Origin of the sequence: Pelolinea submarina (assembly GCF_003966975.1) — a bacterium.
Classification (GTDB): Bacteria; Chloroflexota; Anaerolineae; order Anaerolineales; family Anaerolineaceae; genus Pelolinea; species Pelolinea submarina.
This window is the reverse complement of sequence record NZ_AP018437.1, coordinates 3,023,437-3,050,029: the sequence shown is the minus strand read 5'-3', so window position 1 is coordinate 3,050,029 and position 26,593 is coordinate 3,023,437. Positions and strand designations below refer to the sequence as shown.

At 56.3% G+C, this 26,593-nt stretch carries 25 protein-coding genes, 1 tRNA gene and 1 riboswitch; of the genes, 6 read left to right on the top strand and 20 right to left on the bottom strand.

What is annotated here, in order from left to right; translation table 11 throughout:
- Window positions 1-76 precede the first annotated feature (76 nt).
- Window positions 77-1,825 (top strand): helix-turn-helix domain-containing protein, encoded by a 1,749-nt coding sequence (locus Pelsub_RS13555; RefSeq protein WP_116225572.1) that lies wholly within the window; start codon window positions 77-79, stop codon window positions 1,823-1,825.
- 6 nt (window positions 1,826-1,831) lie between these two features.
- Here the strand turns inward: Pelsub_RS13555 and Pelsub_RS13550 are convergent, their stop codons facing one another.
- The 3 genes from Pelsub_RS13550 to metH all read right to left on the bottom strand — a co-directional run bounded on the left by Pelsub_RS13550 (window position 1,832) and on the right by metH (window position 7,650).
- Window positions 1,832-2,113: a response regulator transcription factor gene (locus Pelsub_RS13550; RefSeq protein ID WP_116225571.1), complete on the bottom strand. Its 282-nt coding sequence runs from the start codon at window positions 2,111-2,113 to the stop codon at window positions 1,832-1,834.
- A 205-nt stretch (window positions 2,114-2,318) separates the two neighbouring features.
- On the bottom strand, window positions 2,319-4,184 hold the full coding sequence (locus Pelsub_RS13545; protein WP_116225570.1) for a bifunctional homocysteine S-methyltransferase/methylenetetrahydrofolate reductase: 1,866 nt from the start codon (window positions 4,182-4,184) through the stop codon (window positions 2,319-2,321).
- Between the two features lie 7 nt (window positions 4,185-4,191).
- Window positions 4,192-7,650 (bottom strand): methionine synthase, encoded by a 3,459-nt coding sequence (metH, locus tag Pelsub_RS13540; protein WP_232528598.1) that lies wholly within the window; start codon window positions 7,648-7,650, stop codon window positions 4,192-4,194.
- A gap of 63 nt (window positions 7,651-7,713) precedes the next feature.
- Window positions 7,714-7,821, bottom strand: a riboswitch (SAM riboswitch).
- A 155-nt stretch (window positions 7,822-7,976) separates the two neighbouring features.
- Here metH and Pelsub_RS13535 point away from each other — a divergent pair.
- A complete protein-coding gene (locus Pelsub_RS13535) occupies window positions 7,977-8,642 on the top strand; it encodes an HAD family hydrolase (protein ID WP_116225569.1) in 666 nt (221 codons plus the stop codon).
- A 4-nt stretch (window positions 8,643-8,646) separates the two neighbouring features.
- Here Pelsub_RS13535 and Pelsub_RS13530 read toward each other — a convergent pair whose 3' ends face one another.
- The 3 genes from Pelsub_RS13530 to lipA are packed head-to-tail and all read right to left on the bottom strand — an operon-like array spanning window position 8,647 to window position 10,625.
- Window positions 8,647-9,126: an aminoacyl-tRNA deacylase gene (locus Pelsub_RS13530; protein ID WP_116225568.1), complete on the bottom strand. Its 480-nt coding sequence runs from the start codon at window positions 9,124-9,126 to the stop codon at window positions 8,647-8,649.
- Between the two features lie 10 nt (window positions 9,127-9,136).
- Window positions 9,137-9,688, bottom strand: a complete 552-nt coding sequence (locus tag Pelsub_RS13525) for a hypothetical protein (RefSeq protein WP_116225567.1) — start codon at window positions 9,686-9,688, stop codon at window positions 9,137-9,139.
- A 13-nt stretch (window positions 9,689-9,701) separates the two neighbouring features.
- Window positions 9,702-10,625, bottom strand: coding sequence for a lipoyl synthase (gene lipA / locus Pelsub_RS13520; protein WP_116225566.1), 924 nt, complete (start codon window positions 10,623-10,625; stop codon window positions 9,702-9,704).
- Between the two features lie 358 nt (window positions 10,626-10,983).
- Between lipA and rsmI the strand changes: the two genes are divergently transcribed.
- On the top strand, window positions 10,984-11,655 hold the full coding sequence (gene rsmI / locus Pelsub_RS13515) for a 16S rRNA (cytidine(1402)-2'-O)-methyltransferase (protein ID WP_116225565.1): 672 nt from the start codon (window positions 10,984-10,986) through the stop codon (window positions 11,653-11,655).
- A gap of 420 nt (window positions 11,656-12,075) precedes the next feature.
- Here rsmI and Pelsub_RS13510 read toward each other — a convergent pair whose 3' ends face one another.
- Window positions 12,076-12,810 carry a queuosine precursor transporter gene (locus tag Pelsub_RS13510; RefSeq protein WP_116225564.1) on the bottom strand — a complete coding sequence of 245 codons (735 nt, stop codon included), beginning with the start codon at window positions 12,808-12,810 and terminating at the stop codon, window positions 12,076-12,078.
- Window positions 12,811-12,860: 50 nt separating this feature from the next.
- Between Pelsub_RS13510 and Pelsub_RS13505 the strand changes: the two genes are divergently transcribed.
- Window positions 12,861-13,649, top strand: coding sequence for an RsmE family RNA methyltransferase (locus Pelsub_RS13505; RefSeq protein WP_116225563.1), 789 nt, complete (start codon window positions 12,861-12,863; stop codon window positions 13,647-13,649).
- Between the two features lies 1 nt (window position 13,650).
- Here the strand turns inward: Pelsub_RS13505 and Pelsub_RS13500 are convergent, their stop codons facing one another.
- From Pelsub_RS13500 to Pelsub_RS13445, 12 genes are all read right to left on the bottom strand, one after another.
- Window positions 13,651-14,706: an alpha/beta fold hydrolase gene (locus Pelsub_RS13500; protein ID WP_116225562.1), complete on the bottom strand. Its 1,056-nt coding sequence runs from the start codon at window positions 14,704-14,706 to the stop codon at window positions 13,651-13,653.
- Between the two features lie 19 nt (window positions 14,707-14,725).
- A complete protein-coding gene (locus Pelsub_RS13495) occupies window positions 14,726-15,016 on the bottom strand; it encodes a winged helix-turn-helix domain-containing protein (protein ID WP_116225561.1) in 291 nt (96 codons plus the stop codon).
- A 3-nt stretch (window positions 15,017-15,019) separates the two neighbouring features.
- Window positions 15,020-15,589: a hypothetical protein gene (locus Pelsub_RS13490; RefSeq protein ID WP_116225560.1), complete on the bottom strand. Its 570-nt coding sequence runs from the start codon at window positions 15,587-15,589 to the stop codon at window positions 15,020-15,022.
- A 488-nt stretch (window positions 15,590-16,077) separates the two neighbouring features.
- On the bottom strand, window positions 16,078-17,535 hold the full coding sequence (locus Pelsub_RS13485; RefSeq protein ID WP_116225559.1) for a hypothetical protein: 1,458 nt from the start codon (window positions 17,533-17,535) through the stop codon (window positions 16,078-16,080).
- Window positions 17,528-18,343: a class I SAM-dependent methyltransferase gene (locus Pelsub_RS13480; protein ID WP_116225558.1), complete on the bottom strand. Its 816-nt coding sequence runs from the start codon at window positions 18,341-18,343 to the stop codon at window positions 17,528-17,530. Before Pelsub_RS13480 ends, Pelsub_RS13485 begins: the two co-directional genes overlap by 8 nt.
- Window positions 18,340-19,152: a class I SAM-dependent methyltransferase gene (locus Pelsub_RS13475; protein ID WP_116225557.1), complete on the bottom strand. Its 813-nt coding sequence runs from the start codon at window positions 19,150-19,152 to the stop codon at window positions 18,340-18,342. The genes Pelsub_RS13480 and Pelsub_RS13475 overlap by 4 nt, the downstream gene beginning before the upstream one ends.
- A complete protein-coding gene (locus tag Pelsub_RS13470; protein ID WP_198418366.1) occupies window positions 19,149-20,270 on the bottom strand; it encodes a tRNA-ribosyltransferase family protein in 1,122 nt (373 codons plus the stop codon). Before Pelsub_RS13470 ends, Pelsub_RS13475 begins: the two co-directional genes overlap by 4 nt.
- A gap of 18 nt (window positions 20,271-20,288) precedes the next feature.
- Complete coding sequence (locus Pelsub_RS13465) at window positions 20,289-21,215, bottom strand: hypothetical protein (protein WP_116225556.1); 927 nt, start codon at window positions 21,213-21,215, stop codon at window positions 20,289-20,291.
- 18 nt (window positions 21,216-21,233) lie between these two features.
- Entirely contained in the window at window positions 21,234-21,728 is a 495-nt protein-coding gene (locus tag Pelsub_RS13460; protein ID WP_116225555.1) for a hypothetical protein, read from the bottom strand.
- A gap of 124 nt (window positions 21,729-21,852) precedes the next feature.
- Window positions 21,853-23,046 (bottom strand): FprA family A-type flavoprotein, encoded by a 1,194-nt coding sequence (locus Pelsub_RS13455; protein WP_116225554.1) that lies wholly within the window; start codon window positions 23,044-23,046, stop codon window positions 21,853-21,855.
- A gap of 90 nt (window positions 23,047-23,136) precedes the next feature.
- The gene (locus Pelsub_RS13450; protein WP_198418365.1) at window positions 23,137-23,754 is read right to left on the bottom strand and encodes a VIT1/CCC1 transporter family protein; all 618 of its coding nucleotides are present in this window, start codon (window positions 23,752-23,754) and stop codon (window positions 23,137-23,139) included.
- Window positions 23,755-23,765: 11 nt separating this feature from the next.
- Complete coding sequence (locus Pelsub_RS13445) at window positions 23,766-24,056, bottom strand: DUF211 domain-containing protein (RefSeq protein ID WP_116225552.1); 291 nt, start codon at window positions 24,054-24,056, stop codon at window positions 23,766-23,768.
- Window positions 24,057-24,233: 177 nt separating this feature from the next.
- Between Pelsub_RS13445 and Pelsub_RS13440 the strand changes: the two genes are divergently transcribed.
- Complete coding sequence (locus Pelsub_RS13440; protein WP_116225551.1) at window positions 24,234-25,064, top strand: endonuclease VIII; 831 nt, start codon at window positions 24,234-24,236, stop codon at window positions 25,062-25,064.
- A gap of 662 nt (window positions 25,065-25,726) precedes the next feature.
- Here the strand turns inward: Pelsub_RS13440 and Pelsub_RS13435 are convergent.
- Window positions 25,727-25,800: transfer RNA gene (locus tag Pelsub_RS13435), tRNA-Val, on the bottom strand.
- 81 nt (window positions 25,801-25,881) lie between these two features.
- On the opposite strand from Pelsub_RS13435, the gene Pelsub_RS13430 reads away from it, so the two are divergent.
- On the top strand, window positions 25,882-26,541 hold the full coding sequence (locus Pelsub_RS13430) for a hypothetical protein (protein ID WP_116225550.1): 660 nt from the start codon (window positions 25,882-25,884) through the stop codon (window positions 26,539-26,541).
- Window positions 26,542-26,593: the final 52 nt, after the last annotated feature.

Here is a 26,593-nt window from a genome sequence, read left to right as displayed (position 1 = left end):
TCACGACCTTGACCGCCGGCCTGTTCTTTAGAAATCAGGCCGGCGTTTTTACCTATTTCCTTTATAATCTGAAGCAATGAAACCAACCGTAGGGCAGCAATTGCAGCATGCGCGCAATCAAGCCGGCATCAGTCTGGATGATGCTGCGCATGAATTACATATCCGCGCCCATTACCTCCAAAATCTGGAAGACGATCACCCTGAACTGCTGAATTCAGCCGCGCAGGCGCGTGGTTTCCTGCGTCTATATGCCGAATTCCTGGGTTTGTCCTATGCGGACCTGTTGGCGTTGTGGGAAGCCTCCGCAGCAGAACCGCCGGCGGAGTTGGCTGCCCAAGCAGGATCTCTTGCGGAAAGTGAACCGAAATCACCTTTGGGTTGGTTGAAAAAGCTGCTCCCCGAAAGACCGGCAGAGCCTGAATCATCCGTTCGACCTCCTGCGATCGAACCGGACCAGTTGGAAGACGAACCTGTGATGACGGATGATGCCGAGGATGTTCGATCTGAAGCCGACTTACCCGCGCCGATATCCGAATCCATTTCTGTGGAAGAAGGAAGCACTCCTGCTCCTGAATTGCCGGCGGATATTGAATTAGACGGGAATCAACCCTCAGACCAGGCACCGCAAAGCCAAATTTCTTCTGATGAAATTTCCTCCAGTGAAACATCTGAAAAGGAAATTCCTGCTGCGGAAACACTTGAGGATAAACTTCCTGCCGGTATCAAAGGAGTATTACTGCAAGCTGTCCGTTGGCTGGCTGCCTTTGGACATAAAATCAGCAGCCTTTTGCCTTTCCTGAAGGGGCGCCAAAATGCCGCAGATAGTGGTGAAGAGGGCGCTGGACAAATAACTTCGCTTAAGAACCAGCCACCACAGACTTCCCAGGACATCTTCAACCAGATCGGCACCATGCTGCAAACCCGCCGCAAGGCTATGGAATTGAGCCTGGCGGACATCGAGAATTTCACCAACCTGAAACGCGCATTCCTGATTGCTCTGGAAGAAGGTCATTACGATGTGCTGCCCTCCACGGTTCAGGGCCGCGGAATGCTCAATAATTACGCCCAATTCCTCGGAATGGAAGAGACGGCGCTGATGGATCTCTTCAGCCAGGCGTTGCAGCTGCAGCGCGAAGAACGGCTGCGCCCGCAGCGCAAAGCGGAAAAACCGGCTGTCTCGGTCAATGTCAATCTGCCGGAGCGCTGGCGCAAGATCATCAATCCCGATCTGATCATTGGCAGCATCCTGATTATCGGGCTGTTCGTCTTTATCATTTGGGGCGCTACTCAGGTTTTCAGCCACAGCGGCGGAGGACCGACCGAAGCACCTTCCATTTCCGAGATGCTGCAAAACACACCCAGCGAATCGCCGGCACCCAACCTGGCGCAGACCGAGCAGGCTGAGAGCACCGCGGCGGCCGAAGAGGTCACACCCCTCCCCGGTGTGGCCGTAGTGGAAGCGACCCCCACTATCGTGGCTACCGTCAACACCGCTCCTTTGCAGGTTGTCATCATCGCGCATGACCGCGCTTTCTTGCGCGTGACAGTAGACGGCGCGGAGACTTTCAGCGGACGTGTGGTTCCCGATAATGTGTATACCTATTCCGGAAATGTCAGCGTCAACCTGTTGACCGGCAACGCGTCTGCGCTGGAAGTCTACTTCAACCAGGATTACGTCGGCAATTTGGGGGATGTGGGTGAAGTAGTCAACATCGATTTCACCCTGGACGGATTGATCACACCGACGCCTGCAGCGACGCAAACTCCGACCCTGGAACTGCCCACGTCTGAAGCCGCTGCGACCGAAACGGCCCCTGCCGAATAGAGCACCCTACTGTTCTTCCAATAATCCCAATTTAGACGCCAATAATACCGCCTGCGCACTGGAGCTGGCGCCCAGCCTTTGGCGCGCCTGCTGCAGGTGCCAGCGTACCATGCGCACGGAAATGCCCAGTTGGTGAGCGACGGCTTGTGCGGTCAAGCCTTCAGCCGTTAGCTGCAGGCAGGCTTTCTGGCGCGCGGTGAGAAGGGGAGTGTTTCGTCGGTTCGCGTTGTTTGCCATGATGAAGAACATGCTTTCAGGCGGATGGCGCCAATCGGCGCTGGTTAGCATGCGAAATAGAACAAACGTACTATATTAGTATAGACCGGCACATAGTTCCGGCAAGGGGGAGATCCGGCGGGATATTGCCGGTGGAACAGGATAACAGTTTCTCTTGATCAAGAGTTGCCGCGTAATTATTCCCTCTATTCGTATAAAAAAAGAAAGTCGTTAAGCTTCGGCAAGCGTTCAGCCAACGACTTTCTTTTTATGATTGTTATGATTTCAGCGACGCTTCGATGATCTCCGCGGCATAATCGAAATGGTTGAAAGCCGGCATCAGGTAGATACCCTGTGATACGGTGCGCAGCTGGGCGATCAATTCAATCGCCAGACGGATGCCCTCGCGCGCGCCGTTCTCACCGGCTGCCTGCATTAGTTCATGTACCGGTTGGGGAATATCAATGCCCGGTACTTCCTGCTGCAGAAAAGCCGCGTGGCGTGCCGAAGCCAGCGGCAGCACGCCTGCCAGGATGGGCAGAGGGAAATCGGTTCCGGCAATCTCCCGATAACCTTCCAGAAATTTCTCGACCGGTTCTTTGGAATAAAGCGGTTGGGTCAGCACGAAATCCGCGCCGCCTTCGATCTTGCGGTTGATGACCTTGACTTCACGAGCCAGGTCGGGCGAGGTCAGGTTGAGCGCGCAGCCCACAAAGAAACTGGTGGGTTGGCCTATGTCGCTGCCGGAGTGATCCACGCCGGTATTGAAGCCCTGTTTGATCAGCTTGATCAGCCCGGAAGGCGCCAGGTCATAATTGTCCATGGCATCCGGATAGTCGCCGATGGCGGTCGGATCGCCCATCACCACGAACACGTTGCGCACATCCAGGGCATGCGCCGCCAGCAAATCACCCTGCACGCGCAGCAGGTTGCGCCCGCGCGTGGGGAAGTGCAGGGTCGTTTCAATTTTGGCTTTCTTCTGCACCAGGCTGCACACCGCCCAGGGACTCATGCGCATACGCGCCATGGGGCTGTCGGCCACGTTGATCACATCCGCCCCGGCTTCCGCCAGCAGGCTGGCGCCGGCCAGGACCTTATGGGTGGAAAGTCCGCGCGGCGGGTCCATTTCCACCGCGAAGACGAACTTGCCCTTGGCTAATTTTTGCGCCAGCAGGGTGGGCTTTTGAGTTTCCGGTACTTCTGTTTCAACGCTTGCTTCAATTTCTACCTGTCCGTTAATCTCGGTGATGGTGGTGCTGTCCAGCGCCTGGCGCATGGCCGCGATGTGTTCTGGAGTGGTGCCGCAGCATCCGCCCATCACGCTGGCGCCCGCACGCCAGAATGACAGGGCGTAATCGCTGAAGTAATCCGCTGTGGCCGGGTAGAAAATACGCCCGCCGTTTTGTTCCGGCCAACCGGCATTGGGCTTGATCCAATATTTCCCTTCGGGAAAGGCGCGGTGCATTTCTTTCAGAATACGCAGCAGCTGGTTGGGGCCGCCGGAGCAGTTGATGCCGATCACGTCCGCGCCAAATTCAGCCAGGTTGCGCGCTACCTTGCGCGGACTGTCGCCCAACAGGGTGCGATCATCGCGTGTGAAGGTCATGGAGGCTACGATGGAGATGTCGTTGGAGAGTTCGCGCGCGGCAGTCAACGCTTCGCGCAATTCATACAGGTCGGTCATGGTCTCGATCACCAGCAAATCCACATCCGCGTTCAACAGCACTTCAATCTGTTCGCGGAAAGCCCTGCGGGCGTCTTCCGGCTGGACACGCCCAAAGGGCGCCAGCGGAATGCCCAGCGGGCCCACGTCTCCGGCAATCAACACTTCCTTAAAACTGGCCAACACTACGCGGCGCGCCAGATCGACCCCGGCCGTGTTGATGGCTTCCAGTTGATCCAGCATGCCGTGGCGGCCGAGTTTGTAGCGGTTGGCGCCGAATGTGTTGGTCAGGATGATTTGCGAACCGGCCTCGATATAGGCGTGGTGGATGTCCGCCACCAGGCTGGGTTTGGTCAGGTTGAGTTCGTCGAAGCACTTGTTGAAACTGACTCCTTTTTCGTGCAGCAGCGTACCCATGGCGCCGTCGGCCAGGGCCGGTTTTCCGGCAGTGAGTAATTCTTGGAAGGTTGTTTTTGTCATGATTGCCTCATTCTGTTTTTACCTGAAAATACGACGCCTGCGGGTGGTGCAAGACCAGCGCGGCGGTGGTGTATTCGGGGACGAATTGGTAGGCCGAAGTCATCTGCAGGCCCAGTTCTTCACGCGCGGGCAGCAGCTTGAAGACCAGCTCGTGCTGGCTCAAGTCCGGGATGGCCGGATAGCCCCACGAGTAGCGTTTGCCCTGGCGCGCGCCCAACCCTAGCTCATTGCGGATATGGTCATGCATGTATTCCGCGGCAGTTTCGGTTAACTGCACCGCCAGCCCGTGAGTGAAGAAACTTTCGGTGAAGTCATCGGCGGTGTGCAGCGCCTGCACGTGCTCGGCTGCGCCCCGGCCCAGTGTGACGATCTGGAAGATAGCCAGGTCGCGCTGCCCGCCGGCTGCGTTGGAGAAATAGTCGCTCAGGCACAAACCCTCTCCGTCCGTCTGGCGCGGGAGGTGGAAGCGTAGGGTCTCTTCACTGCCGTCCGGCAGCGGGCGGTAGACCAACAAGTCGTCGCCCTCGGCCTGGCAGGGGAAATAGCCGTAGGCAGCGCTGGCGTTCAGCCAGCCGTCCCGCAGCGCTTCCGCCTGCATGCTTTCCAACCGTTGGGTGAAGTCGCGCTGGTATTTCTCCCACTTTTCGCCTTTGGCGTTCTTCACGCCCCACGAAATGCGGAATAACGCGCTGCGGTTCAGCCGCTCGAAGAGTTTATCCAGCGGCAGGGAGGGCAGCACGCACGCGCCCTTGAACGGCGCGAGGGGAATTTCGGCGGCGGGAATAACCACGCGGCGGATGGCCGCTGCCGGTTTGATGGGCTGCGGGTTGGCATTCTTCCCGTTATTTTTATCGATTGGGGCTTCTTCCGGTTTCTGACCGGTTTTGGCCTGATCCAGCGCTTTGAGTGCCGCGAAGGCGTCCGGGCAGTAATACACGCCGCCGGCGTAAGGGCGCCCGTCCTTTTGGCCGATGCGCTCGGCGAATTCCGGGTTGACAGCCGCGCCGCCGATTAGGACCGGCAGGCGCAGATCCTGTTCCTGCAGGGCTTCCACCACCAGCGGCATTTGCTGGCTGGTGCTGACCAGCAGGGCGCTCAGTCCGATCGCGTCGGCTTTCTGTTCAACAGCCTGCCGCACGATGGTCTCGACTGGCACCTGCTTGCCCAAGTCGATCACATCATAACCATTGTTCGACAGGATGGTCTTGACCAGATTCTTGCCGATGTCATGCACATCGCCGTAGACGGTCGCCAGGATCAGGCGGCCTTTGGCAGCCGAGGCATCTTTCTCCAGGTATTGTTCCAAATGCGTACTGGCCGCGCGCATCAGCTCGGCGGATTGCAGCACAAAGGGCAGGATCAACTCGCCGCGTCCGAACTGCTCGCCGATTTCCTGCATGGCCGGCAATAATACCTCGTTGATCAGGCGCAGCGCAGCCTTATGGGGAATATCGCTACTGGCCTGGATGGCCTCATCCAGATCCGCGATCAGCCCGTCCTTCTTACGGGTCAGGATGCGCTGGCGGATGCGTTCGTCCACCGGCAGCGCGTCCAGCGCGGCGTTCTGGTTGATCTGTTCATCTTCTTTGATGTCCAGGAAGTAGCTGGTGTAATCGGCCAGCGCCTGCGGGTGGCGGTTGAAGAGCAGGTCTTCCGCCAATTGTTTTTCGCGTTCGTCCAGCGCACTGTAGGCTTTGAATTGAGCGGGGTTAAGGATGGCCATGTCCAGACCGGCCTGCACGGCGTGATACAGCATGACGGTGTTCAGCACCGCGCGCGCGGGCGGATTCAAACCAAAGGAAATGTTGCTCAAACCCAGCGAGGTAAAGACGCCCGGCAGCTCGCGCTTGATGGCGCGGATGGCGTCCAGTGTTTGGATGCCCGCGTCCAGCGTCTCCGTGCTGCCGCTGGCAAGCGTGAAGGTTAGCGGGTCGAATACCAGGTCCTGGGGCTTAAATTCAAACTCGTCCACGGCCAAGCGGTAGATGCGCCTGGCAACCGCCAGCTTTTCTTCAGCCGTTTTGGCCATGCCGTTCTCGTCGATGGTCAGGGCAATCAGCGCGGCGTTGTGTTCGCGCGCCAGCTTCATGATGCGGCGGGCTTTTTCCTCACCGGCTTCCAGGTGCACCGAATTAATCAGACAGCGTCCCGGAGCGGCTTTCAACCCGCTTTCCAGTACCTGTGGGACGGTGCTGTCAATCACCAGCGGCGCGTTGATCTGCGCGCTCAACAGGGTGGCCAGCTGCTGCATGCGTTCGCTTTCGCGTTCATCTTCGGTCAGGGCGGTGCAGATGTCCAGCGCGTGCGCGCCGTTCTCCACCTGTTCGGCCGCCAGACGCGCGGCGCTGTCGTAGTCGTCCGCCAGCATCAGGCGCTTGAAGGCGCGGCTGCCCTGCGTGTTGAGACGCTCACCGATGATGAAAGGCGCCGGTTCCTGCTGCATGGCGCAGGCTTGAAAAGCGGAAGAAAGCGTCGCAATGGGTTCAGGCTGGCGCTCTTTTTGTTGGGTATGGCTCAGGCATTCAATCAACAATGTCAGGTGTTCCACGGTGGTGCCGCAGCAGCCGCCTACCACGTTCACACCCAGGTCGGACACGAAGGCCGAGACCTGTTCGGCAAAATCCTGCGGACTTAGCGGGTAGGTCGCGCCGCCCTCGCTGTTGATGGGCATGCCGGCGTTGGGTTTGACCGAAACAGGCAGCTGCGCGTGCGCGGCCAGGTAACCCAGCGGCGCGCGCATGTGCTCCGGACCGGTCGAGCAGTTCAGGCCAATCACGTTGATGCCCATGCCTTCCAGGATGGACAGCACAGCCTGAATGTCGGTGCCCAGCAGCATACGCCCGTTGGTATCCAGCGTGACCTGGGCTTGAATGGGCAGCACTTTGCCGCATTCGGCGAAGGCTTTATGGATGCCGACGATGGCGGCTTTTACTTCCAGAATATCCTGCTGGGTTTCCAGCAGCATGAAATCGGCGCCGCCTTCGATTAGATAAAGGGCCTGCTCGCGGAAAATATCGCTGGCCGTGTCGAAGTTTAAGGGCTCCTCGTCCGGATTGCGCAGGGAGAGCAGCTTGCCCGTCGGGCCCATGGCGCCGGCCACGAAACGCGGGCGCCCATCGCGGGCATATTCGTCCGCCAGGCGGCGCGCCAATCGCGCGGCGGCCAGGTTAATGTCGCCGGTCTGCTCCTGCAAACCGAACTCCGCTAGAGTCTGGCGGTTGGAGCGGAAGGTGTTGCTTTCAATGATGTCCACACCCGTATCCAGGAAACTGCGGTGTACTTTTTCCACAGCCTGGGGATAAGTCACCGAAAGGTAGTCATTGCAGCCGTTGAATTGCTCCCCGCCAAAGTGCTGGCTGGTCAGGTGCTGCGTAGCCAGGTTGGTGCCCATGGCACCGTCCATGACCAGCACGCGTTCCTGCATGGCTGCCAGATAAGATGATTGGATACGGTTGTCGATTTTCAAATTTCAGTCCTTACAATTGATATAAAAAAACCTCTCAGGAATATGAGAGGTTCACGCGCTTTTCTCTCATCTTCCAGAATCAGCCAACGGTTCTGCCGGATTTGGCACCTGCAGCAGGCTGCGGTTGCCGAGGTATCTGCGGGCCGGTCCCTCCACCTCTCTTGATGAGTCTTGTTAATGGTACGAATTAGCGGCAATGTTACCATAAAAATAAATTGCGGACAAACAAGATTGGCGCGTCCGAATGAGGAAAAAAGATACGATTTGGATGAATTCTACTGTGAGGGTAAAATGAACTCTCGTAATTTTAGAATTTGGGAGTGTGCATGAAAATCAACGCGGTCATCTTCGACATGGATGGCGTCATCTTCGATACGGAAAAACTGGCCAAGGAATCCTGGCACTTGGTAGAAAAGGAATTCGGCGTCCCGGTCGGGGAGGACTTTATGACCATGCTGCTGGGCATGAGCCATACCGGCATCCTGGATGTGTATGCCAAATACTTTGGCGATTATGAACTGGGATGCAAGATTTACAACTGGCGTAAAGCTTTTATGACCGACACTATCGAACAGAACGGCGTTCCGGTTAAACAGGGCGTGCGCGAATTGTTTGCTTATCTAAAGGAGGCCGGTTTGCCCATGGCGCTGGCCACTTCCAGCTACCGGCCGAATTATGAGCGCCTGTTCCGCGTGACCGGTTTGGAGAATCCCTTCAGCGCGGTGGTGACCGGTGATACGCTGGAACACAGCAAGCCCGACCCGGAGATTTTCCTGCGTGCGGCGCGGGGCTTGAACGTGCCCATCAAGGAGTGTTTGATCATCGAGGACTCCTACAATGGCATTTTCGGCGGCAGCGCTGCCGGGGCGGTGACGGTCATGGTGCCGGATATGGTGCAGCCCACACCCGAGGTACGCGCCAAGGCTTACGCGATTTGCGACTCTCTTTTGGATATCATTCCCTTAATTAAAAAGATCAACCAGGGAAAATAGCCCTTCAAGCGCCGTAATTGGCGATGGGGGCGAAGCGCGCGTTTGTCAGTTTGGCCAGGTCTTTGGGCGCCAGCCGGATTTGCAGGCCCCACTGCCCGCCGGAAATCAGCATAGACTCCAGCGTTTCAGCCGAATTATCGATCAGCACCTGAAAACCCTTGTTGATTAGCGCCAGCGGCGAGATGCCGCCGGCCCGCAGGCCGGTCAGCGCTTCGGCTTCCGCCTGGCTGGTGACGTGCACCTTCTTCTCTTTCAACGCGGCGGCCAGGGCTTTATTGTCCACCTCACCGGTAGCGGGCACCAGCGCCAAAATGGGCTTGCCGCCCTTTTCGCGCCTGGCGACGATGGTTTTAAATACCGTTTCGGGAGGCATTTCTAGCAGATCGGCCACTTCCAGTGCACTTAATTTCTGTACGGGTACATCCAGCGCGGTAAAGGGCACTTTGCGCGCTTCCAACATGCGGGTAACGTTATTGGCGGTCATAGGCTTTTCCTCAGTGATGTGCGGCGCTGCTGGCCGAAGCGGCGTCGGACTGGTTCAACACCATCAGGTAAAAACCCAGGTTGATCATCATGGAGAATTCCTGGTTGGTGATGCGGCTGCTCTCAATGATCACGTTGGCCTGCATGCACATGAATTCCGTTATGTGGCGCTCTTCCGTGCCCTGGTCGAAGCTAAGGACGGCCGCGCCGCTCTTGTCGATAAAACGCCAGCGCGTGTGCCAGAAATTGACAGGTTCCCAGCCGAACGGTCGCCCGTCCAAAAGCTGCAGCGTACCGCCGCCGCCAAACAACTTGGGGTGGTAAAGGGCGTAATCGCTCTCCGCCTCGGGGTGCCGTACGGTGACGTGCGGGTTGAGGAAGCCCAGGCGTTTGAAGGACCAATCCTGGATGGGATTGCGGGCGACGGCCAGCGTGCCCCATAACGAACGGAATTCCAGTGTGCCGAATTGCTCCTGCCCGCGGGTCAGCTCAAAATAACGCACCATCAACTTGGGTTGGCTCCAGACTAACTGGTCTCCGGCTTTCGTAGCGAATTCCTGCATGCTGCCCTCTGAATTACTTGTCTTCCCTGCGATACAGGGCTTTGACCTGTTCTACGGCGTGGTACGAGGAGCGCACCAGCGGTTGGCTTTCCACCCAACCGAAGCCGATCTCCTCGCCGTATGTTTTCAATTCCGCGAACTCTTCCAGCGTGTAGTAGCGCTCGATGGGCAGGTGCTTGCGGCTGGGCTGCAGGTACTGCCCGATGGTGAGGATGTCCACCTGCCATTCGCGCAGCATGCGCATGACCTCGCGTACTTCGTCCAGCGTTTCGCTCAGGCCCAGCATGATGCCGGACTTGGTCAGCACACGCTTGTCCATCTTCTTGGCGTTGGTCAGCACCGCCCGTGACCATTCCAGCCGGTCGGAGGGCTGCACGCGCGCGAACAGGCGCGGCACGGTTTCCAGGTTGTGGTTGAGGATCTCCGGTCGCGCGTCCATCACGATGCGCAGCGCCTCTTCGTCCCCGCGGAAATCGGGGATGAGTACCTCGACCGAGCAGCCCGGCTGCAGGGCGCGGATGCGCCTGATCACGGCCGCGAAGATGCGCGCACCGCCCAGGTTGTCGTCGTCGCGGTCCACGCTGGTGATGACGGTGTGCTTGAGGTCCATGGCTTTGACGGCTTGCGCCACGCGTTCGGGTTCGTCCCAGTCGATGGCTTCCGGTTTGCCGTGCTTGATGTCGCAGAACCCGCAGCGGCGCGTGCATACGTCGCCCAGGATCAGAAAGGTGGCGGTGCCGCTGCCCCAGCATTCACCCATGTTCGGGCAGCCGGCCTCCTCGCACACGGTGTGCAGCTCCTTGCTGCGCATCATGTCCTTCAGCCAGTCGTAGGTCTCGCCGGAGGGAGCGCCGACCTTGATCCAGCTCGGCCGCCGGCGCGGTGTCGTGTCCATTTGGGCGGGGTTGACCCGCTCGCGGGAGGGTTGTTTGTTCATCTTGACTCCTTTTGTGATTATAACCTGTTGGAAAGTTATCTTTATTAACCACAGATGGACACAGATGAAAAAACAAAAACTGATTTATAGCTGGATGCACACAGATACGCTCTCTATGGCTATTCTGAACGTAGTGATCGCGTAGCATCCTCTTTGGAGGATCGCGCAGCACTCCCTTGGGGAGAGAATCTCGGCCACAACTAAAATTTTGATTGCAAGCCGAGATCCTTACGCTCGCTGCGCTCGCTCAGGATGACACATATCGGAGTATCTGTGTGTATCAACCATTAAAATGCAGTTAGTTTTTATCTGTGTTCATCTGTGGCTAAAAAGTTTATATCTGTGGTTAAATAAGTCTATGCTTTATATCGTAGCAACCCCTATTGGCAATTTAGGCGACATCAGCCTGCGCGCGCTGGAAACCCTGCGCAGCGTGGACGTGGTGGCCAGCGAGGATACCCGCAAGACCGGCATCATGCTCAAACATTTTGAGATCAGCAAACCGCAGGTCTCTTTTTATGAGCAGAATGAGAAGAAGCACCTGCCCAGGCTGATCGGCATGCTGCAGGCCGGGCAGAATGTCGCGCTGGTCAGCAACGCCGGCACGCCGGGTGTGTCCGACCCGGGCTTCACACTGGTGCGCGCCGCCCTGGAAGCCGGCATCGAGATCACTGCTGTGCCCGGACCTAGCGCGCTCATCATGGCGCTGGTGCTGTCTGGCCTGCCGGTACATTCCTTTACCTTCCGCGGCTTTCCGCCGCGCAAATCCAGCGCCCGCTGCCGCTTCTTCGCGGTGGACCAGGATTCGCCCCATACGCTGATCTTTTACGAAAGCCCCTACCGCATGGCCGCCTTTTTAGAGGATGCGCTGTCGGTGTACGGTGACCGCCCGGCGGCGGTAGCCAATGACTTGACCAAGAAGTTCGAGGAAGTGCGCCGTGGTTCGCTCTCGGAGTTGGCCGCGCATTACGCTTCGCTGGAAAAGGTGCTGGGGGAGTACACGGTGGTTATTGCGGGCAAGGAAGAATAGACCTTTCGCCCCTCCCTTACCCTCCCCATTTCAACGAGTTGAAATAGGGAGGGTGGATAATGACAGAATCTTTCCCTTCCTCTCCCTATAAAGGATCGCGAAGTATCCCCCGGGGAACGATCTCGGCAAACAATCAATGTTTTCATTTTGGCCGAGATTCCCTCCCCAAGGGAGTGCTGCGCGATCGCTTTCGCTCGGAATGACATTAGAAAGCGTTGTGTCATCCAGAGCCCGCGAAGCGGGCGTAAGGATCTCGGTTCACACACAAAGATTCCTGATTGACTGAGATCGCCTCCCCTAAGGGAGTGCTTCACAATTTCTAGATTAGGAATGACAAGAGTGGGGTATCTGTGTGTATCAAATTATAAAAATGGTTTTGCCTTTATCCGTGTCCATCTGTGGCTAAAAGGAGAAAAGCGTTTAAACCGGTGAGAACTTCGTTCCGATGTCGTAGAAATCCTCGTTCTCGGCCTTCTTGAGCGAATTTACCACCCAATAAGTTACCGGAGTGAACAGCACCTCGATGCCGGTCTTGAACAGGTAATTGGTCAGTGACAGGCTGACGAAAGCCTCCCAGGGGAACACGCCCGCCAGGCTGGCGATGGCGATGAACACCACCGAATCGACCGCTTCACCCACCAGCGTGCTGCCGATGGTGCGCGTCCACAGCCACTTGCCCTTGGTCATCACCTTCATGATAGCCAGGATGACCGAGTTGCTGAACTCGCCCATCAGGTAAGCCGTCAGGCTGGCGGCCACCAGCCCGAAGGAGCTCATCCCGCCCAGGATGGCGTCGTAAGCGGCCTGCCCGGCGTAACCCTCCCAGGCAGCCTCGCCCGGCAGGCGCTGTACCAATGCCAGCGCCGCCGCGCTCAGAGCCAGCGCCCCAAAGCCGGTCCAGATCACGCGCCGCGAGCGCTTGAAGCCGTACACTTCGGTCAACACGTCCCCGAAAATGTAAGATATAGGAAAGAGCAGCGTGCCGCCGTCGAAGGACAGGCGCACGCCGAACAGCGAAACGCCCCAGTCAATGATCTTAGCGGAGGATGAAATGTTGCTGGTGATCAGCACGGTCACGAACAACGCCATCACCAGATCGAAATAGCGGTAGCATTTTTGTGCCGTGGTTTTTAGAGGCGTTTTATTTTCAGGCATAGGTATAATTCCTGTATCACATATCCTTAAGAAGATTATAAACATTTGTCATGAGTATCCAACGATTTTTCCTTCCACAGTCAAGCTTCGGCTCCGGGCAGGTCAGCTTGCCGGATTCCGTGCAGCATCAATTAAAAAGCGTACTGCGTATGGGAGCGGGCGAACAGGTCATTGCGCTCGATCCGCAGGGGATGGAATACCGCCTGGAGCTGGTGCTTGCTCCGGAGGGCAATTTTACCGGAAAAATTCTCTCTCAGACAACCAATTGCGCCGAAGCGCGTACGCGCATTACTTTATGCCTGCCGCTCACCCAGCGCGAAAAGTTCGAATGGGTACTGCAGAAGGGCACCGAAGCGGGCGTGGCAGCCTTTCAACCGCTGATCACGCAGCGCTCGCTGGTACAGGATGGCGCTTTGGTAGAAAAGAAGCGCATACGCTGGGAAGCCATTATTCGTGAAGCAGCCGAGCAGTGCGGGCGCGGTCGTTTACCTGAATTAAAAGAAACGCTGTCGCTCAAAGATGCGCTGGAAAGCCTGCCGGAAACCCATGACCGCACTCTGGCGGCCTGGGTGGATGAGCAGCAGATCGGAATGGAAGATGCCCTGGTGGGTTTCACGCCGGGCGATGCTTTGGCTTTATTCATCGGCCCGGAAGGCGGTTTTGATCCGTCCGAAGTGGAAGCCATGCGCGCGGTAGGTGTGCAGCCATTTTCACTGGGCGCGCGCGTCCTGCGCATGGAAACGGCTGCCATCCTGATACCGGCTTTGATCCTGTATCAATTAGGGGAAATGCGGCCTCGGGAAGATGGATTCCTCCCGGAGCCGGCTAAATCTCGCTAACTTATTTCAAGGCATCCTTCAGGAAGTAATCCACCTGCTCCAGATACCAATCCGGTTCACCCATGTGGATGGCGTGACCTGAATCCACCTTCGCGTAGCGCAGGCCTGGCACCAGCGCGCGGATCCTTTCCACGTCTTCTCCATCCATGGCGCCCAGCAGTCCCCAGGTCTCGTCGCGCGACCAGTTGGCCTGCATCAGCAACATCGGGCAGCTTACTTTCTTCAGCGCGTCCTCGGGGTCGAAGTCCGCGCTCAGGCGCCCATCGATGGTGGCTATTGAGAAATCTACGTCGTATTCCGTGAGAAACTTAATACCGGAGCGCTGCTCGAAGGGCACCAGTGGAAAATCGTAAGGATGCCCGGGTTTCATTTTACGGGTCAGGTTGACAATGCCTGCAATGCCTTTGGCGATGGGCGCGGGGATGAGCAGCAGCTCTTCCTGTCCGTCCTTGGGAATACCCATATGGGAAAAGTAAGCTTCCAGGTCGCGCCCCGCTGGGGTGCCCAACGCGTCAATGGCTGTCTGGAACATATAGGTCATGTAACGTTCTTCAGAAATACGCGGCCATATGGAGGAGAACATGGGCGGGTCTTCGGAGATGACCGCCAGCACCGAGTCGGGTGCGTAAGCGCCCAGCCACACGGCCAATACCGCGCCGGAGGACAGGCCGGACACCACCGCCGGTTCACCAATTACCTCTTCCACGAAGATCTTTAGATCTTGCCCGCAGATGTTGTAGGAATACTGCCCCGGCGTGCGTGTGGATTTGCCGTGCCCGCGCAGGTCAACCGAAAACACATGATACTGTTTCGCTAATTGCGGCATGACCAGTTTGTACCCCTGCCAGGATTCCATTTGCCCGGGGATCAACAGGAAAGCCGGCCCGTTGTCCGGCCCTTCCACGTAATTCAATCTCACCTGGCCGGTGTCGAATTGCTTTTCCTCGAACCCCTCCGGCAGTCCTTCCACCTGCACTCTGGACGGCCAATAGAAAACCGTCAGAAATACAGCCAAAATTACTATCAGGATGATTCCGATAATTAATAGTGCGTTCATATTTTTTACTTTCTTTTTTTTATGACTTAAGAATTTCTTCCAACGCGGCTACGTGTGCTTGAAAGGCAAGCCGTCCCGCGCTTGTTGCGCTGACGAAAGTGCGCGGTTTACGTTCCACGAAGGTTTTATTGACTGTAATGTAACCGGCTTCTTCCAGTTTGTGCAGGTGCGCACCCAGGTTGCCGTCGGTGACCTCCAATAGATCGCGTAGGGCGGTGAAATCGACTTCGTTATCAGGGTCCAGGGCGGTCAGGGCGGCCATGATGCGCAGGCGCACCGACTGGTGGATGATCTCGTTTAGTTCAGTCATGATCTACAACTTCCAGCGGATGATCAAGCCCAACAGGATCATAGATCCGCCCACCAACACGGCCATCCACAGGTAGAAATACGCCGGCATCAGGAAATACCCGACCAGGGCCAACGCGCCGATCGGCAGTGTCCACCATCCATAGGAGAAGGAGAATACCAGACTCATGGCTGTCTGGCCGACCAGTACGAACAGGATGACGATCAGGGTAATCTGCTTACCGTCGATGGGTTGGGCAACAGCGATCACCCCGATGCAGAACAGCGCCAGCAGTACCCAGAACAAGCCGATGCGCCGGCCGTACATGCCGGTCAGCGGTCCCTTCACGTGCTTGCTCACGCGCAGGCCGGCCGAGATGGACAAGACGCTGCCTAGCAGACTGACGACGGCCCATACATAGACGGCCTGTGAACCGGGCAGGAATTGGTTCGCCAGGAACCCAGCCAGCCAGATCATGCCGGTGTAGATCAAAAAGATATACGCTCCGCTGCTGGAAATCGTATGGCGCGTGCGGCGCGTCATTTTTTGAATGGCGGCCAGGGCTTCTTCTGCTTCAGTTGGTGAAATATTCATTTATATTTATCCTTATAGAGAACTCTGTAATACAGAGTTAATCATACTGCATATTTGGATTTTGTCAATTGGATTTGGTTTTTCTTTTCAGCCATAGATGGACGCAGATACCCTTCTTATGTCATTCCAGACGAAGTGATCGCGTAGCATCCTCTTTGGAGGGTCGCGCAGCACCCTCTTGGAGGGTCGCGAAGCATCCTCTCAGAGGATCGCGTAGCACTCCCTTGAGGAGGGAATCTCGCCTATTTTGGGCTCTTGCATGCTCGCCGAGATCCTTCGCTCACTTTATTCGCTCAGGATGACACAAAGAAGGGGAATCTGTGAAAATTAAGTATTAAATCGCTTTTTAGTTTTTATCTGTGTTTATCTGTGGATAGATAAGCTAAGAATTCTTGAAAGATGACAGCCTAAAAACAATCTGTGTGTATCAAACCAAAAAAAGGTTTTTGTTTTTATCTGTGTGAATCTGTGGCAAAAAGATAAAAAAATCAGAAAAGCCGAGTAGGCAGCAGGTTCTTCAAGCGTCCATCCAGCAGCTTGGCGCGCCCCAGGTTGCGCCCGTGCGTGTCGCGCAGCGCCACCACGCTGCCGCGCAGGCTTGCGTCCGTGGCGTAACCGCGGATGTCCTCGCCGCGCAGCCAGGCGGGCAGGTATTTATCTTCCAGCGTCAATACGCCGCTCGTGAAACAGTCACCGAAGCGGCTGACGAACTCATGCGAAGGCTGCCAACCCTCCGGCAGGGCCTTGCCCAGTGCCATGCCGCTGCTCTGCCAGGGCAGGTCCGCGCAGGCCGCGTCCAGGCGTTCACCCAACAGGCTCAATTGGCCGTTGACTTCCACGATCTTCAAGCTTTGCGCCTGCATTTGCGCGCCCAGGTCAAAACCGTACAGGTCCGACAGGTAATTTGTGATGCCCTGGGTTTCCACCGGCAGGGGCACTTTGACCTGCGGAGTCTTGCCCGCGCGCAAGTAGGGTTCGGCGGGCGGGTCCGGCAGCGAGTTATCCTTGACCAGTTTGGCGGCGAAGAAGCCGGCCGTGCCGAAAATGTGCGGCCACAGGCGCGCGGCGTGCGCTACCTCGGCCGGGAAGTTCTTGTCCATGAATTGGGTCAATCCGGGCGCGGGCTGCGGCAGGCGTTGCTGAATATCCACGATGTGGAAACAGCCCGGGAACTGTTTTAACAATGCCGCCAGCACGCCTTCGTCCTCTTGCGGGGTGAGCGTGCAGGTGCTGTAAACCACCTGGCCGCCAACCTTGACGGCCCGCAGCGCGCTTTCCAGCAGGCGCGTTTGGCGTTCGGCCAGCGCTTCCACCTCGGTCAACGTAATGCTGCGCGCTTTGTGCGATTCGCTGGCGCGCAGCCCCTGCATGGAGCAGGGCGCATCCAGCAGCACCGCGTCGAAGCGTCCCGGCGCCAGCGCGCCGATCTGCTCGCCCGGCAGGCAGGTAACCGCCTGGTTGATGACGCCCCAGGTTTGCAGCACGATGCGCAGGGCAGACAGGCGTCCGCGGCTGGCATCGTTGGCCACGATGAAACCCTTATCCCCGCTGCGGTCGGCCAAATGGATGGTCTTGCCGCCCGGCGAGGCAGCCATATCGAGGATCAGCGGGTGGGGCAGATCGGAAAAATTAAACAACTCCGGCGGCAGCATGGAAGCAGCCTCCTGGATGTAGTAATAGCCCAGGCGGTGTTCGATGGTGGAGCTGGGCGTAATTTCGGGTTGACCGATCCAAAAACCGCTGGGACAGTAGGGCACCCCTTGCGACTGCCAGCCGTACAGCTCGGCCCATTTTTCCATGGCAGGTTGTGCATCACTCTTGAGCGTGTTGACCCGCAGCGAAAGGTCCAGCGCTTGATCCTGGGCTGCCTGCACGCGCGCGTACAGCTCCGGCTGGCTCCGCGCCAGCCAATCGAATGTGTAGAGTTCGGGAGTGGTTTTAGCCATCTTTGCGCATCCAATAAATAGTCTCGCCGGGAAAATCCAATTCGCCCCGCTCGGCCCAATCCTGCGGGTTCAGGTTCGCCTCCACCAGCGCGCGCATGCGTTCGCGCAAGTCGCGCCGCCCGTCCAGGCTGCGGTTGGGCAGGGAGACGAACAGGTATTTGACTTTCAAAGCCGCCCATAAACCGCGGTTGCAGCCTTTCTGGCGTTTCTCCATGCGATGGGCTTCCTTGAACAGGAAAGCCGCGTCGGCTTCCACCTCGGGCGGGCGCACCAGCACATCGCGCACCTCCGCCAGCGCTTCACGGCCGCTCAGGCGCAGGAACTCGTTGATCAGCGCCACGCGCGCCGGGTGGATGTCGTAGGCGTAAAATTGGCAGTCCGCCGGCAGATCCATCCAGGGCAGCGCGAAGGGATTCAGCCCGCAGGCCAAATCCAGCACGACTTGCGGCTGACCGCACACGCTGCGGATGCCCGCGTAGAAATCTTCCAGATAAGCCAGACGTTCGCGCGTTGAATCGTGCTGCCGCAGGATTTCCGTGCAGGTTGCTTGCACAGCGTCTTCGCTCTGGGTAAAGGCCTGCCGCAGTTCAACGGTTGCCCGATCATAATCCGGATCGCCCAGATAGGGCGCCATGATATTGTGCAGCTTGGCGCGCGCGCTCTTGAGCGCTTCGGCCGGTTTACTGTGGCGCGCCAGCTCCTGCTCCAGCAGGTCGCGCAGCGTCTCTTCGGGAATGCCCAGGTCCTGGTATTTCTTGCTGCTCTGGATCTTAGCCAGCAAAGCATCCATATCCATACCGGTTTTCATTTTTCCACCAGAAAGGCCAGCTCGCTGGAAAATTCATATTGGGTAATTTTCCATTTCTTATTGGCTGTCAGGGCTTTGAATTGCGCGTTATAGGTCTGGCGCATACCCTTGGAGCGCCCGCCCAGGCTGCGGATGGGGTAGGAGACTAACAGAAATTGGGCCGGAACGGCATCCACCAGAGCGCCGGCCGCGCCTTTCTCCAACTGCTCCAGACAGGGCAGGCTTTTCAACAGCAAAGCAGCCTGTACGGGCTGCTTGAATTCAAAGTGAAAGATGTCGGCGGTTTCCAAATGGGCGTCCAGCCCGCAATGGCGCAGGAAGGCGTTGTCAAAGGCGATCAGGTCGCTGAAGATGTCGCAGCCGAAATAGCGCGCGCCGGCTTGCAGCGGCATCCAGGGCAGTGCCAGCGGGTTCAGCCCGCAGGCCAGGTCGAAGACGCTTTCCAGCGGACCCAACGGGGCCAGGATGTCGGCGTAGAACTCAGCCAGGATGGGCAGGCGTTCGGCCGTGGAGCTGTGCGCTTGCATGACCTGCAAGGCGAAGGTGCGCACGTCCTCACTCAAGGGGTCGTTGGGCAGGCTTGCCAATTCATCCAGCCAGTGCGCGTACTGCGGTGCCAGCTTGAAATAGGCCGCGCCGATCTGGTGCAGTTTGGCGCTGACCTCTTTGATGGCTTCCTTGGGCTTGCGGCCTTTGACCAATTCGCGCGCGGCCAATTGTTCCACCAGGCCGGGTTGGATGTGTTCGTACTTGGATTTTTGCAGCACGGCGGAGGTGACCGCCGCAAGGTTCGGGTCGGGGTTGGTCATGGCAGGTCCGGGCGCATCAGGTCCATCAGGCGCGACATAAAGCTCAGGTTATGCTGGGTGGCCAGCTGAAGATAAAGGTTATCGTTGAGCTTGAACAGATGGCGCAGGTAGCCCAGCGAATAGTTGCTGCACAGCGGGCAGTCGCAGCCTTCTTCCACCGGCTGGCTGGATTTGATGTGGCGCTTGTCATGCGCGTAGACATATTCGAACCAATCATCGTTCAAGGCCAGCGCGCCCGGGTTGGGAATGTGGCTGAAGCGGTACAGGCGCCCATGGCGCGCGTCGCGCGTGGGCATGGCACTGTCGAACAGGCCGTAGCCGTGCGCGGCACAGCGTGCCACGTAGGGCGGGTGGCCGATGCCCAGTGCGTGCAGTGGATATTCTTCCGGGATCACGTCGCGCGTCAGGAAGACCATTTCCTCGACCAGCTGGCCCTGGCTGTCCAGCGGCCAACCGCCGTAACCGAAGCCGTCAAAACCGATCTCCAGCAGTGCTTCCGCGCAGCGCCGGCGCAGTTCGGGCGAGTTGCCGCCCTGCACCACACCGAACAGCTTGGGCCGTTTCTCTTCCGGCAGGCGTTTTTCATCCAGCAAGCGATCGAATTCCACCCGGCAGCGCTTGGCCCAGCGGATGGTGCGCTCCACCGATGTTTCCTGTTGAATCTGGTCGTCGTCAATGTGGGTGCAGTCGTCCAGGCAGAACAGCAGGTCGGAGTCAAAGCCCAGCTGTAATTGGATGCATTTTTCAGGGGTGAGCTGGTACTTGCGATCCCCATCGGGCGTTTTGAAAGCCAGTCCGTTTTCGGTGAACTGTCCGAAACGCGCATCCTGGCGGATGAGTGAATAAGCCTGGAAGCCGCCCGAATCGGTGAAGATGGCTTTCTCCCAGCCGCTCATCTTATGCAGCCCGCCCAGGGATTTAACCGTGCTGGCGCCCGGCTTTTGCATCAGGTGGAAGGTGTTCATCACCACCGCTTCGATGCCGCAGGCCGCTGTGGCTTCGGCGCTCAAACCGCGTACCTGCCCGAAAGTCGCATCCGGCAGGTATTGCGGCAGGTTCAGCTGCGCGTGCAATAAATTGAGTTGGGTTGGGTATGCCATACGCTTGAATTGTATCATTCCCCCTGAAGCGCAGTTTTAAGCCAGCACGCGCATAGCCTGCAGGGTGATCCAGCGATTGACCGTATCGCCACGGGCCAGGATCGGCCAGGTCTGCTTCTGGTAAGGACTGCCTCCGCTCCAGTTACCGCTCTTGTTGCGCTGGGTTTCCAGCCATGCCAGCCCACGCACGGCTTGGGGGGTTTGCAGCGCATTCATCTCTTTGGCCACGCGCAGCACCAACAACATATCCGACTGGTAAAAAAGCGGGAAGCTCAGCTTGGACCAGGTCGGGTGGACCTTCTCGATGTGGGGGTAATCGGCTGCCAGCAGGTCGTAATCCTCCAATAGGAATTCAAGACCGCTTTCGATTGCTGTCTGCATCTGTGCGCTGCGCTGTTCGGCAGGGATCAGCGCCAGCCCGTACAGGCCGCGTACCACGCTCCAGGCGCAGGGCAGGCCGTTGTTGTAATGGCAGCGGCTCAATTGCTGCAGATCTTGCACCACATAATCCAGCATAGTTTGCATAAAGTCTTCGTGCGGGTTGCCGCAGTACAGGTGATAGCGCAGAGCGTTGCCCCACAGGCAGCCCCAATAGGGCGCTTCGCTTTTCATCAGACGCTGGTCGTCCTCGAAACTGGCCTGCATGAAGGCCATACCCTTTTGCATGGCCGCGTGCCGCGGGTCCATGCCCAGTTCGCTTAACAGTAGCATGCTCCAATGGCTGGCGCGATACTTGGGTGAATAGTAATGTTTGGCGATTTGCCAGTAACCTTCCGGGGCTTGTCTTTCAAGGATGTTGCGGACGGGATTTTCGGTGGAAATGGAAAGCCTGGCTGTTTGCACCTCCGGGTCGTTTTCCGGTTTTCCTAGCACACCGGTGAGGGTCAGGTAACGAATGGAGGGCGTTGGGCTTTCCAACAGCCAGGCAATGGTTTTTTGGTTTTCGGGCGCGTTTATATCCATAAACGCATTATAGTCAATTTAACGTTTGCGGAACAAGGCGGAAATTAGGGTGATGACGCCGATGCCGATCAGGAACAGCGGCCACAACATACCCATGCCCAGGTTCAACCCAAAGGATCCGGCAAAAATTATGAACCCCATGAAGCTGATGGCTATCAGGATCAAACCGCCGGTATCAAAGTGAACGCGTTCGCGCGAGAGCAGGCCGGCCAGAATGATGCCCACGCCCACGAAACCGGGGATGAGCGTCCACAGGTAAGCCCAACTGGCCCAGTTACCCGAGATGGTCTGGTAGTACAGGATGCCGCCGATACCGCCCACGATGCAGCCGGGGATGGCCAGGCCGCCGGTGCGGGTCAGCAAAGCTGACAACAGGAAGGCGGCGCCTACGCCGATCACGATGAACGGCCAGAATTCAGTCCCGAAGATGTTCGGGTACATGTTGATTGCCAGAAAGAAAGCGCCCATCAGGATGAGCAGAAATCCCCAGATAATTCCATGTCTGTTTTCCATATGTAATATTCCTCCGAAAAGATTGACTTGAGATATTTTCACTACTATGTACGCTATTCCTGTAAGAAGGTTGCGGAAGCGTAAAAAAAGAGCGCCGTCAGGCGCTCTTTACGGATTAATTATATTAACGAATCGATTCCCCAAATCTTTTACCGAATGCAAAGCCTGCTTTCAGGTCATCCTCTGTAGGCTGCCCGACGAAATCCAGTACTTCGCCCAATTTCCAATTCATCTTTTCAAATTGAGCATTCAGGAAGCGCGTCGCGCCGCCGCCCCAACCATAACTTCCGAAATAGGCCGCCTGTTTGTTAAACACGCGTTTGATCTCGGCCATATGCAGCACCATTTGCATGGTGGGGAAAAGTGTACCTTCGTAGGTGGGTGCGCCAATTACCACGCCCTGGTTGATCCACAGGGCTGGCAGGATGTAACTGACCGGGGTAGTGGTTACATCATGCACAGTTAAGGGCACGCCCGAAGCTTCCAACCCGCGCCGAACTTCGGCGACCATCTTGTCGGTATTGCCGTACATCGAACCGTGCAGCAGGGTCACGCCCTTTTCGGCCGGTTCTTTGCCGTAGCTGGACCATTTTAGGTACAACTCCACAATACGCTGCGGGTCTTTATTCCACACCAGGCCGTGCGAGGGTGCGATGGTGCGCAGCGGCAGGCCGCTCAATTTATCGCCCGCGTTGAGCACCGGTTTGCTGAAGGCCGCCACGATGTTGGTGTAATACCGCAGCGCTTCGGTTTCGAAATAGCTCAGATCGCTGTAATCACCGTCGTATATGCCGTTTTCCGGGATGCCGTACCCGCCGAAGGCGTCGCAGGGAAACAACGTTTGCGTGCTGACTTCATAGGTGAACATGGTTTCCGGCCAGTGCACCATGGGCGCGCTGATGAAGCGCAGCTTGTGGCTGCCCAGATCCAGCTCTTCCCCGTCGCTCACGCTGCGGATGTTCGCGGTGATGCCAAAGAAATCGTCCAGCATTTTGACGGTCTTGGCCGAACCCAGAATAAGTGCCTGCGGCGCCGCCTGGCGGAAAGCGTGCAGCGCGCCGGAGTGGTCGGGCTCCATGTGGTTGATCACCAGGTAATCGATCCTGGCCGGGTCAACCAGCGTGCGCAGTTCCTTCAGGTAGTCTTCCTGGAAGAGTTCCTTGCACAGGTCGATCAGCACGGTTTTCTCGTCGCGGATCAGGTATGAATTGTATGTAATGCCTTCTTTTTCAATCGGCCACAGGCCTTCGAACAGGCGCGTGCTGCGGTCGTGAACGGGCAGGCAGAAGATGTTTTCGCTCAGTTGGTTCGGTTTCATAATTACTTCCTGTTTCGTGATGGCTTAATTATAAAACGACCGGCGGGAAAACCGGCATCCGGTCGTTGGAAAATCGGGAAAATAGGTCGTTTAGGCGCTGCCGCTCATCAGAGTGCTGATCAGGATGGATGCGACGCCGGCTATCACGGTCTTTACACCGCTTACGATCAGGTTTTCTTTGGAGATTTTTCCCAAGAAAATGCCCAACCCGAACAGCGTCACCAATGCCACGCCCAGCGATACGAAATACACTACCTGGATGGTGCTGAACAGCGAGTGAAAAAAGAAAGGCAGCAGCACCAGCAGAGCGGCCAGGAAGGGCGAAATACCGTCCACCAATGAAACCACCACCGCCGCGAAGCGTGAGGCTTTGCCGATGCGGCTGTTATGCAGGTCGGTCAGCGTGCTTTTACTCAGTTCGTCCAGGTCGTGTTTGCGTTCAGCGGATTCGGTCAGGTATGAGCCCCACAACCCGGATATGCCCATGGCTACGCAAGTAGACAGGCCGGTGGTGATGACGATGTGCGGATTATCAATTCCTGCGCTGAGGTTGCCCATCAGCATACCGATGATAGTGAGGACGCCGTCAAAGGCGTTCATGGCGAAATATCGCCGAGCAATTTCCCCGATGTTGGCAATGCCGTTGTATTGGTTCGCCCGTTTGAACAACTGGCGAACCCTAAATCTATGTACTTCTTCAGATTCCATGATTTTTTAGACTAGTCTTGCAGTGTGGCGGCGTCGTCGATGATCATTTTGCCGGCCACAACTTCGTCAATGGAATGGATGGATCCACCCATATCTTCAATAATATCTTTGACCTCGTTGTAGTTGAGGTCGTCCCCTTCAATTGTAATCTTGGCGTTTTCGACCTTCAGGTCGATCTCAGCGATACTGATGTTTACTGCGGAGACCCCGGAAAGCGTGCTCAATGAGTTAGCCATCTCGATGATGTTGGGCTCCATTGGCTTGAGCGTATCCAGCACAAGCCTTCGTATTTTTCCTACCATTTTTTTATTGTATTTTTTACTCCGTTATTGTTTGCCTATGGGCTGATTTATACCATAAAAAGATATACGGTAAATTTCGCTGATGGATTTCTTCCACGCCTGCGGAAAACGTTATCCCTCCAAAATCCACCTGTTTTAAGTACAGTTTTCAGTATAATAACGCAAAAGGAGATGGCTATGATTGAGATTCCCGAAGCTTTAGCTTTAGCCGACCAAATGAACCGGACGGTTCAGGGTAAGCGTATTGCGCGTGTGGAGGTGTTGCGCTCCCCGCACAAGTTTGCCTGGTTCCAGGGTGATCCGCTGGCCTATCCGGACTTGTTGACCGGCCAAACGGTCGGACCGGCGCGCGGCTTTGGCAGCACGCTGGAGTTCGCAGCCGGCAGCGCGCGCCTTGCGGTCTCCGAAGGCGCCACCTGGAAATATCATGCCGACAAAGGGGATGTGCCTGCCAAGCACCAGCTCCTGCTGGAGTTTGCGGACGGCAGTGCGCTCAGCCTGAGCGTGCGCATGTACGGCGGCATCCTGTGCTTCTCGGCCGGCGGCGCGGAGAATGAATACTACCTGATGGCGGAGAAGGCCCTCCCGCCGCTTTCAGCAGAATTCGATTGGGCGCATTTTGAGGGATTGGCAGCTGCCGTGGATCCGGCCAAGATCAGCCTGAAAGCCTTCCTGGCCACCGAGCAGCGCATCCCCGGCCTGGGCAACGGCTGCCTGCAGGACATTCTTTACAACGCGCGCCTGAACCCCAAGCGCAAGCTGGGCCAGATCAGCGCGGACGACCTGCGGCACTTGTATCAGGTGGTCAAGGATACCCTGGCGGACATGACTGCCCGCGGCGGGCGCGACACCGAGCCGGACCTGTTCGGCCAGCCCGGCGGCTACCAGACGCGCTGCAGCAAGAACACCGTGGACACGCCCTGCGGCAACTGCGGCACACCAATCGTCAAGCAGGCTTACATGGGTGGCAGCGTCTATTTCTGCCCCACCTGCCAACCGTTGGATTGAATTTGTAGGGCGGCATTCACCTGTGCCCTCCGGGGAATTGCCTTGAAGTAAAGAAATCGCGATGACACCAGTGAGAACGCGATTCTCCACGTTTCTTTGTCATCCTGACGACCGAAGGGAGGAAGGATCTCGGCAGGCATTTCAACTGTAATGATCTCGCCGAGATTCTTCACCCCTACGGGGTTCAGAATGACAATTTGGGAACTAAAGTAGGTCTGGCATCTACTAGTGCCCTCTGGGGCATGCCTGACTTTGATATTTAATTACCAAATGGGCGCAGAGGGACTCGCCCGATCGTGCGGAGCGCAGCGAAGCAGGGGAACCCACGACTCTAGACTAAATAAATTGGAAAAGGAAAATTAAATATAGAATGGGCGCAGAGGGACTCGCCTGCCCTTGAAGCGTAGCGGAAAGGGAAACCACGACTCTTACCGGAACAAAATGGATGAGGGAGAGTTAAATAAAGAATGGGCGCGGAGAGACTCCCCTGTCCTTTTTACGTGGTAAAAAGGGAACCCACGACTCTTGTCAGAATAAAAGGGAAGAGGGAAAGTTAAATAAAGAATGGGCGCGGAGGGACTCGCCTGTCCTTGAAGCGCAGCGGAAAGGGAACCCACGACTCCAGACTAAATAAAAGGGGAGAAAGAGAGTTAAATAGAGAATGGGCGCGGAGGGACTCGAACCCACGACCTTACGGATGTGAACCGTACGCTCTAACCAGCTGAGCCACGCGCCCAAATAGCGAAGCAAATTATACAATAAAAAACCATATAATGTAATCAACTAATCCAAAATTAATTTTCAAAGGAGGGATATTTTGGTTAAAGAGAAAAACTTAGGAATAATCTCCCGTTGGTGGCCAACTTTTCTAGCACTAATCTCAGCTCTAATCGGAATTATTCTAAATTTAGGTAATATTAGCGAAATTCCTTATAGTATTTGGTTAACTTTAGCTTTTCTAATAATCCAAAATTTAATATCCGAGAACTCTGTTCCTAAGCTCTATATAAGTGATTGCGGAATTGACCCAAAGACCTTCATAACAGGTGAAATGTATATGGCCGTTTTTGTGGATGTGTGTAGTAAAAGAGCGGTTGCCACTGATGTATTTCCTACCGTTGAATGGGTTGATGAATCCTGTAATGTTCATTTTGAAAATACTGGGAGGTGGTTTATTCCAACAGAAGATTTGAAAACTAATATAATTGGTAATCAAACAGTAAATTTATTCCCTAATGGTATGCCACGGAGATTGCACTTTGGGAGGTTAGACGAAAACGGTTTTCTTTGTGCTTGGTATAGAAGGCCTGATGGGCTTGATGCTACTCATTATTTAAAACCGGCCCCATCTGAATTTATTGTAAAAATTACTTTCCGATCAGGCAATAAAGGAATATGCATAGGAAAATATCTAATAAAAAATCAAAAAAGTTTTGAATTAGAAGTAATTTCTCTTGAAAATAAAAAGAGGTCTTGAATTTTTCTTCAAGAATAATCCTTATAAATCATATGTGTTGAACAGAATTTGA

Bases quoted from the DNA above. Each gene is read 5' to 3' on its own strand.
- Pelsub_RS13530 (WP_116225568.1), bottom strand. From the start codon at position 9,126: ATGACCGCCAATAACGTTACCCGCATGTTGGAAGCGCGCAAAGTGCCC.
- lipA (WP_116225566.1), bottom strand. From the start codon at position 10,625: ATGAACAAACAACCCTCCCGCGAGCGGGTCAACCCCGCCCAAATGGAC.
- Pelsub_RS13535 (WP_116225569.1), top strand. From the start codon at position 7,977: ATGAAAATCAACGCGGTCATCTTCGACATGGATGGCGTCATCTTCGAT.
- Pelsub_RS13445 (WP_116225552.1), bottom strand. From the start codon at position 24,056: ATGGTAGGAAAAATACGAAGGCTTGTGCTGGATACGCTCAAGCCAATG.
- Pelsub_RS13510 (WP_116225564.1), bottom strand. From the start codon at position 12,810: ATGCCTGAAAATAAAACGCCTCTAAAAACCACGGCACAAAAATGCTAC.
- rsmI (WP_116225565.1), top strand. From the start codon at position 10,984: ATGCTTTATATCGTAGCAACCCCTATTGGCAATTTAGGCGACATCAGC.
- Pelsub_RS13480 (WP_116225558.1), bottom strand. From the start codon at position 18,343: ATGAAAACCGGTATGGATATGGATGCTTTGCTGGCTAAGATCCAGAGC.
- Pelsub_RS13555 (WP_116225572.1), top strand. From the start codon at position 77: ATGAAACCAACCGTAGGGCAGCAATTGCAGCATGCGCGCAATCAAGCC.
- Pelsub_RS13550 (WP_116225571.1), bottom strand. From the start codon at position 2,113: ATGCTAACCAGCGCCGATTGGCGCCATCCGCCTGAAAGCATGTTCTTC.
- Pelsub_RS13545 (WP_116225570.1), bottom strand. From the start codon at position 4,184: ATGACAAAAACAACCTTCCAAGAATTACTCACTGCCGGAAAACCGGCC.
- Pelsub_RS13475 (WP_116225557.1), bottom strand. From the start codon at position 19,152: ATGACCAACCCCGACCCGAACCTTGCGGCGGTCACCTCCGCCGTGCTG.
- Pelsub_RS13525 (WP_116225567.1), bottom strand. From the start codon at position 9,688: ATGCAGGAATTCGCTACGAAAGCCGGAGACCAGTTAGTCTGGAGCCAA.
- Pelsub_RS13490 (WP_116225560.1), bottom strand. From the start codon at position 15,589: ATGAATATTTCACCAACTGAAGCAGAAGAAGCCCTGGCCGCCATTCAA.
- Pelsub_RS13505 (WP_116225563.1), top strand. From the start codon at position 12,861: ATGAGTATCCAACGATTTTTCCTTCCACAGTCAAGCTTCGGCTCCGGG.
- Pelsub_RS13465 (WP_116225556.1), bottom strand. From the start codon at position 21,215: ATGGATATAAACGCGCCCGAAAACCAAAAAACCATTGCCTGGCTGTTG.
- Pelsub_RS13495 (WP_116225561.1), bottom strand. From the start codon at position 15,016: ATGACTGAACTAAACGAGATCATCCACCAGTCGGTGCGCCTGCGCATC.
- Pelsub_RS13470 (WP_198418366.1), bottom strand. From the start codon at position 20,270: ATGATACAATTCAAGCGTATGGCATACCCAACCCAACTCAATTTATTG.
- Pelsub_RS13455 (WP_116225554.1), bottom strand. From the start codon at position 23,046: ATGAAACCGAACCAACTGAGCGAAAACATCTTCTGCCTGCCCGTTCAC.
- Pelsub_RS13450 (WP_198418365.1), bottom strand. From the start codon at position 23,754: ATGGAATCTGAAGAAGTACATAGATTTAGGGTTCGCCAGTTGTTCAAA.
- Pelsub_RS13485 (WP_116225559.1), bottom strand. From the start codon at position 17,535: ATGGCTAAAACCACTCCCGAACTCTACACATTCGATTGGCTGGCGCGG.
- Pelsub_RS13440 (WP_116225551.1), top strand. From the start codon at position 24,234: ATGATTGAGATTCCCGAAGCTTTAGCTTTAGCCGACCAAATGAACCGG.
- Pelsub_RS13500 (WP_116225562.1), bottom strand. From the start codon at position 14,706: ATGAACGCACTATTAATTATCGGAATCATCCTGATAGTAATTTTGGCT.
- Pelsub_RS13460 (WP_116225555.1), bottom strand. From the start codon at position 21,728: ATGGAAAACAGACATGGAATTATCTGGGGATTTCTGCTCATCCTGATG.